The 5488-nt window shown below is 33.5% G+C and carries 7 protein-coding genes; 1 reads left to right on the top strand and 6 read right to left on the bottom strand.

Features of this window, described 5'->3' with window-relative positions; genetic code table 11:
• Window positions 1-36: 36 nt before the first annotated feature.
• The 3 genes from CRG97_RS13385 to CRG97_RS13375 form a co-directional block, all read right to left on the bottom strand.
• Window positions 37-249, bottom strand: a complete 213-nt coding sequence (locus CRG97_RS13385) for a hypothetical protein (protein ID WP_098743509.1) — start codon at window positions 247-249, stop codon at window positions 37-39.
• 215 nt (window positions 250-464) lie between these two features.
• The gene (locus CRG97_RS13380) at window positions 465-1037 is read right to left on the bottom strand and encodes a class I SAM-dependent methyltransferase (RefSeq protein WP_098743506.1); all 573 of its coding nucleotides are present in this window, start codon (window positions 1035-1037) and stop codon (window positions 465-467) included.
• A gap of 219 nt (window positions 1038-1256) precedes the next feature.
• Complete coding sequence (locus CRG97_RS13375; RefSeq protein ID WP_090998994.1) at window positions 1257-1460, bottom strand: helix-turn-helix domain-containing protein; 204 nt, start codon at window positions 1458-1460, stop codon at window positions 1257-1259.
• Window positions 1461-1631: 171 nt separating this feature from the next.
• Between CRG97_RS13375 and CRG97_RS33585 the strand changes: the two genes are divergently transcribed.
• Window positions 1632-1919: a hypothetical protein gene (locus tag CRG97_RS33585; RefSeq protein ID WP_062833263.1), complete on the top strand. Its 288-nt coding sequence runs from the start codon at window positions 1632-1634 to the stop codon at window positions 1917-1919.
• A 54-nt stretch (window positions 1920-1973) separates the two neighbouring features.
• Here the strand turns inward: CRG97_RS33585 and CRG97_RS13365 are convergent, their stop codons facing one another.
• The 3 genes from CRG97_RS13365 to CRG97_RS13355 form a co-directional block, all read right to left on the bottom strand.
• Complete coding sequence (locus tag CRG97_RS13365) at window positions 1974-3755, bottom strand: ATP-dependent nuclease (protein ID WP_098743503.1); 1782 nt, start codon at window positions 3753-3755, stop codon at window positions 1974-1976.
• Between the two features lie 142 nt (window positions 3756-3897).
• Window positions 3898-4752: a DUF5677 domain-containing protein gene (locus CRG97_RS13360; protein WP_098743500.1), complete on the bottom strand. Its 855-nt coding sequence runs from the start codon at window positions 4750-4752 to the stop codon at window positions 3898-3900.
• 205 nt (window positions 4753-4957) lie between these two features.
• Window positions 4958-5488: hypothetical protein (locus tag CRG97_RS13355; protein WP_237566382.1), on the bottom strand; the 531-nt coding region annotated here is incomplete at its 5' end.

Here is a 5488-nt window from a genome sequence, read left to right as displayed (position 1 = left end):
ATTTCCCATAGCCCTTACCTTGAAATCTCTCATCAATCATAAACCTAAGTATCCAATAATACCCATCAATACCATTGAATCTTCTGCGTATATTCCATATGGCTTTGAAGTAATTTCTTTAGTTGCATGTATTAGTGAATCTGCATTAGATGCTACTAAGCTTAATTGGTCTTCTCGTGGTTTAAGACTAATACATTCTATTTCGTTTTCTTTGCTAATTGGTAATAGGGCTACATTGGTTTGAGACATGTACTTCCTCCGTTTTTAATTTACTTACCGATTCTTTCAGATAACGTTCTTGTATTCACGACACGACCCAGCCTTAGATAGCTCCTATCTTAGGTCGGCTCGTGTGTCGTCTGAGTTATCCTCCATGATTATACATCGGGCGACCTAAGGGGGTAATCCCGCAGCGTGAATATTATGTTAGATGATGTCTCTGCCTTCTTCGAGATACTATCCAATTATTTCTTTTTTGCATCAATAATTAACGATACAAATCCCAAATTTCCGTTCTGGTTTCGATGGTCAAATCTCTTAGACCTATAGATAAATCCATTCTCTGGACTCCAGTCTTTAAAATAAAACTCCCCATCTTCATCACAATATTCTAATAACTCTACTTCAAAGCCTGCTACCGCAAACATAGTAGTTATAGTCTTATAATTATGTACTATCTTATGACTTGCTGCCGGGTGATCTAGTGGTCCTGGCCCACCAATCTTGACTATGTTCTGATACTCTTCATTTGGAAAATATCCATCAGGAACTGCACAACGAATATAACCTCCCGTATTCAAATACTTGTAACAAATCTTTGCAGCTTGAACCCCTTCTTCGTAAGTCAAATGCTCCCAAACGTGCTCTGATAGTATTGCTTCAATTCTGCGATCTTTGAAACTTTGTTCCCAATCTTCTAATCTTAGTAAATCCAGTTCATCCTCTTGTGTTTGTATCCATCCTTCATAGTTCTGCGATGAAGCACCTATAATGATTTTAATTGGTTCTGTTAATGCTAAATGAGAAATATTTATCATAGATTCTTACCCTCTCTACTTAGAATTACTTAAAATAAATATTGCAGAGATTTCATCTAACGTTCCTGTATTCATGAACCCCAAAGGGGTTGTCTGCTGAAATCCCTCTCCGAAATCCATCCGCAGACCAAGGCTCCGAAGGAGCCGCTGCTTGAATATGTTGTTATACGACGGAATCACATCTTCGAGTTAACCAACATCCTCTTATACTCTATTCTTTCATCGGTCTGTTATATGTTCCAAAAGATCTCCAGGCTGGCATCCCAATGCCGTACATAATTTATCAATTACTTCTAACGATACATATTCATTCGTATTGAGCTTTGCCATCGTTGCCGATGAAATCCCCGTCATTTTCAATAAATCCTGCTTCTTAATCTCCCTGTCAATCAATAATTTTTGAAATGGTTTATAACTTATCATCTGGTATCCCTTCATATCCGAATTGAATTTTTCTTTAATTATATGAAAGTATTTTTTCTTAATCAAAAATATCTTTGATATGTCTTGACTATGATTTTCGTTATGATAAAATAATATTCAACAAGTTAAACTTTTGTTCGTAAAATAAAATATAACGGACGGTGATCATTTATGCACAATTCTTTAGAAGTCTTACTTGATTCGTTGATTCGTAATCGAATTGAAGCCTTATATAGCGATCTTCTCAAGAACAACACCATTTATAATCAATTCTCATCTGATCGAAATCTTTACTTCAAACAGTTACATGAACTTCTACCTCAGGATATGCATAAAACTCTATTTCTTTACGATGATGCAGACCTTTCAGTTCAAACAATCCTAGAACGTGAAATCTACTTGCAAGGTTTTAAGGATGCTCTTCAATTACATAATGAATTAAATATAACTTCTAATTGAGAGCCAAACGGCTCTCTTTTCATTTAAGGTTATACTACGAAATATCTAAATGATCTAACTCTTATTTGCACGTACTCGTTCCAATGCTTCGATCCCAATAAATTTCTTCAGAGATCTTGGAAATATCTCTTCTCCAAAATCCGATTTTTCTTGAAGTTTAGTCCATATACCTAAACTGCTTTTATCATTAGATTCATAACCAATAACAGATTCTAACTTAGGAATATTAAAATGTATATTTTCGAGAGAAGCTTCTTTGATTAATCCCCAATTCGTTGTGATCATTCCTCGCTTTGTTGCATCACTTAAAGGATCTCCTTTAGAATTAAAGGCTTCGAGTTCTGCTATTTTTGTGGTATATAATTCGCTTTTATGCAAATCTTCAAGGGAATCAAATGAAAGCTCCAAAGTGAAATTTTTCCTAAAGTCAAAATCATTTATACAAAAGAAGTCTACTCCAAGATGCTTGCATAACTTAATTAAAAATCTAGCCGTAATTTTTCCGTGATGAGGAATTATAGAGATATTTTTAAAGTTCAGGTAAGTTTCTGAATACATAGCATCATTGGTTAGTGAAAAAATTAATTTCTTTATAATTTCTTTATAGGTCAACAAGTCATTTGGACCTTCTACTAGGATCACTTTTTGACTAAACACTATTTTATTCAAATTTGGTTCAATCATTTTAATATAATTATTAAAGTCAGCTATTTGGTGCAAAGAGAAGCCTTCTAGACCATCATCTGCGATACTTTCATTTGGAATGTTGTATTTCAAAATTGTTTCGCTGTCTTGTTCGTTATATTCAAAGCGAATAAGCCCTCTTGTGTCAAAAGCATCTATCATTTTATCAGAATGAGTGCTATATATAACTTGATGTCCTTTCTCCGCCAAATTACAGAGAACAGTTTTATAAAAGTATTCTTGATGATTTTCATGCAAAAAGCTTTCAGGTTCTTCAAATAAAAAGAGGCACTGATCGCTCTTGTTACTTTCAGCAATTGCTTGAATGATAGCCATAACAAACATAGAAATATATCCATCACCGAAATGATCTATTGGGATAAGATTTTCATTATCTCCATTCAAACCAATTTTGAATATCATATCTAAGAAGATATCCTCGTAATCAGGCAAACCAAAGTCTATGAAAAAATTGCTGTTTCTCAAATTTTTCGCATAATTAGACCTTATATCTTCAAGAAAACTATGTAACTTCGAATCTGCAAGCACCTTATTGGTTGATTCCTTAACTTCTCCTTCAAAAACTTTTCTTTTCCCTTCCATATCTTTGTCTTTTTCAACTATTTTCTTAATATGTTTCGCTAAAAATGAAGTGAGATTACCCCAGTTCGTCTTTTTTGTTGACAATTCTTTTTTTACTTCATGGAAATTCACATAAAAAATCTTAAAATACTTCGCTGCACCTGAAGCGTATGAGTTTTTGGATTGTTGCTCCTTATCACGAAATGAACGGATATTGACATCTTCAATTTCATTGTCAACTACGCTTATATGTAATGAATGAAATCCTTTAAGTTCTGCTTCGTGCCCGTCCCCTTTAACTTCTATGCTACTTGCAATTTCAGTTTCAATAAAAGGCTTATTATTGTAATCACGATTATGAAAATCGTTAATATTAAATGTATCTTTGTTAACACTCTTCTCTCTAATCCCATATAAAATTGCATTAAGAAAGTTTGTTTTCCCCGAATTGTTATAACCTACGATAGCCACAGGTTTTTTATGAGTTTGATCAGGGAAAATAATTGTCTGTCTTTTTCCGAATGATCTATAGTTCTCGACGCTAATACTTTTGATTCTAATATAGCTCATAATCAAACATCTCCTTTTAATTCGTTCTGTCGTATAACGTTCCTGTATTCATGAACCCCGAAGGGGTTGTCTGCTGAAATTCCTCCTCGAAATCCTTCCCGCAGACCAAGGCTCCGCAAGGAGCTGTAGCTTGAATATTATGTTAGGTGATGTTACTCGCTACTTTAGGTATACTTCCAAGCTCTTCTTTAAGAGATTTTTTCATATCTTTCATTAATTCCTTCATTCTCTTATTTATATATTTATTTGTCTCATTTTTTGTTGAAGTATAATAATTCTTTAGCTCATCAAGCGCAGACTCTAATAAGGGGATAGCATCTTTCACTAACTGATAACAATTCTTTTCAGTTCTTGTATCTTTAAAGTCTTCGCCATCGACTGTCACAATAAGCTCAAACAATTTAGAGAAAACAAAAACCACAATCATTCTGACAAGTAAACTATCGTTTACTTTGGTAACAGTATACCTAAAATCTTCATCTAAATAATTAGAAACTACACCGAAATTGCAATGAGCATAGGTAGAAAGCAAATCATAAAAATTATAGAAATACTTTTTATCTGCGCCTAACTTAAACTTACTAGGATTCTCTTGCTTTCCAACTGTCTCCTTATCTCGATTTACTATAGAACCATCTTGTTGAACATTGTAGTGAGCAAGGGAAATTCTCAATGGATGTTCGATAAACTGATCAATCTTATCATCATGTTCGTGCAAATACCTACAGCTTAAGTAATTTTCAAATATACTTCTTACTAGTATAAATACATCTTCGTTTAAGTCTTCTTTTAAAAGTTTTTTTATAGAAATAAGCGTTTTCAAACTTTTTGTAAAAACAAAGTACTCAAAGTCATATACCAATTGAATTGTTTTCTCCTGAAACTTTATATTATTTAATAGCCCATAAGGAAATGCAGAGTACTCAACAAACTTCCTTGATTCAAAAATGAATTTGTTAATAATCTTATCTAATTTCTGTATCAGTTCTTCTTCCATGAAGTACCCCTCTTTATTTTAGAGTAATTTCACCTAACGTTCCCGTATCCACGACGTCCCACCGACTTAAGCGACCAACGGGAGCGGCCGCGATGCGGTTAGTCGGTGCGGATGTGTCCGTCTGATTCTACTTCTCTGTCAATCTCTTCGGGCGTACTGAGGAGCCGTCAGGCTCCGATGCGTGGATATAATGTTAGATGAAGTTCTACTCTTCCTTGAGTAGCTCACTAAAATCATTATATGCTGTTTCGAAAATCCTCAATTCTTCAAGTGTTGATTCAATTACTTCTTCTTCATTACCATAGATTCCTTGAGAGGCTAAATAATATCGATCTTCTATAATGTCTAATAATTTCAGTGTTTCTTCATCATCTCCAATAGCACTTCCCTGAATTAACAAGCTAGATATGTATGAAAACAATTGATCCTTTGTAATCTCATTTTTTAGATACTTCAACCTAATTTCATAAAGGATTATTAATAAAGGTGTTCTGAGTTCAAATTTGTTATAGATTAATTTCAGTAAAGAAAGGATTTCATCAAGACCTTTTTCCTGGGACAAAGATAATTCAATGAGTTCATATGGCACTTCATATTTTTCTAAACAATCATCAGCCCAATCGATTACTTGATCTCTTTTAATTAATCCAATAGCAAGTCCAAGATAATAATAAGCAGCACTTATTTTTAGTTTTTTATTTTTCAAGAATTTTATCGCCCTTAGTAGAATTTCATC

It is taken from the genome of Paenibacillus sp. EZ-K15 (assembly GCF_002573715.1).
Lineage (GTDB): Bacteria > Bacillota > Bacilli > Paenibacillales > Paenibacillaceae > Paenibacillus_AQ.
The sequence above is the reverse complement of the archived record's forward strand: the minus strand, read 5'-3'. Positions and strand labels throughout refer to the sequence as shown.

What these genes read in the sequence shown, in the direction of transcription:
- CRG97_RS13385 (WP_098743509.1), bottom strand. Translation starts at nt 249, where the DNA reads ATGTCTCAAACCAATGTAGCCCTATTACCAATTAGCAAAGAAAACGAA.
- CRG97_RS13380 (WP_098743506.1), bottom strand. Translation starts at nt 1,037, where the DNA reads ATGATAAATATTTCTCATTTAGCATTAACAGAACCAATTAAAATCATT.
- CRG97_RS13375 (WP_090998994.1), bottom strand. Translation starts at nt 1,460, where the DNA reads ATGATAAGTTATAAACCATTTCAAAAATTATTGATTGACAGGGAGATT.
- CRG97_RS33585 (WP_062833263.1), top strand. Translation starts at nt 1,632, where the DNA reads ATGCACAATTCTTTAGAAGTCTTACTTGATTCGTTGATTCGTAATCGA.
- CRG97_RS13365 (WP_098743503.1), bottom strand. Translation starts at nt 3,755, where the DNA reads ATGAGCTATATTAGAATCAAAAGTATTAGCGTCGAGAACTATAGATCA.
- CRG97_RS13360 (WP_098743500.1), bottom strand. Translation starts at nt 4,752, where the DNA reads ATGGAAGAAGAACTGATACAGAAATTAGATAAGATTATTAACAAATTC.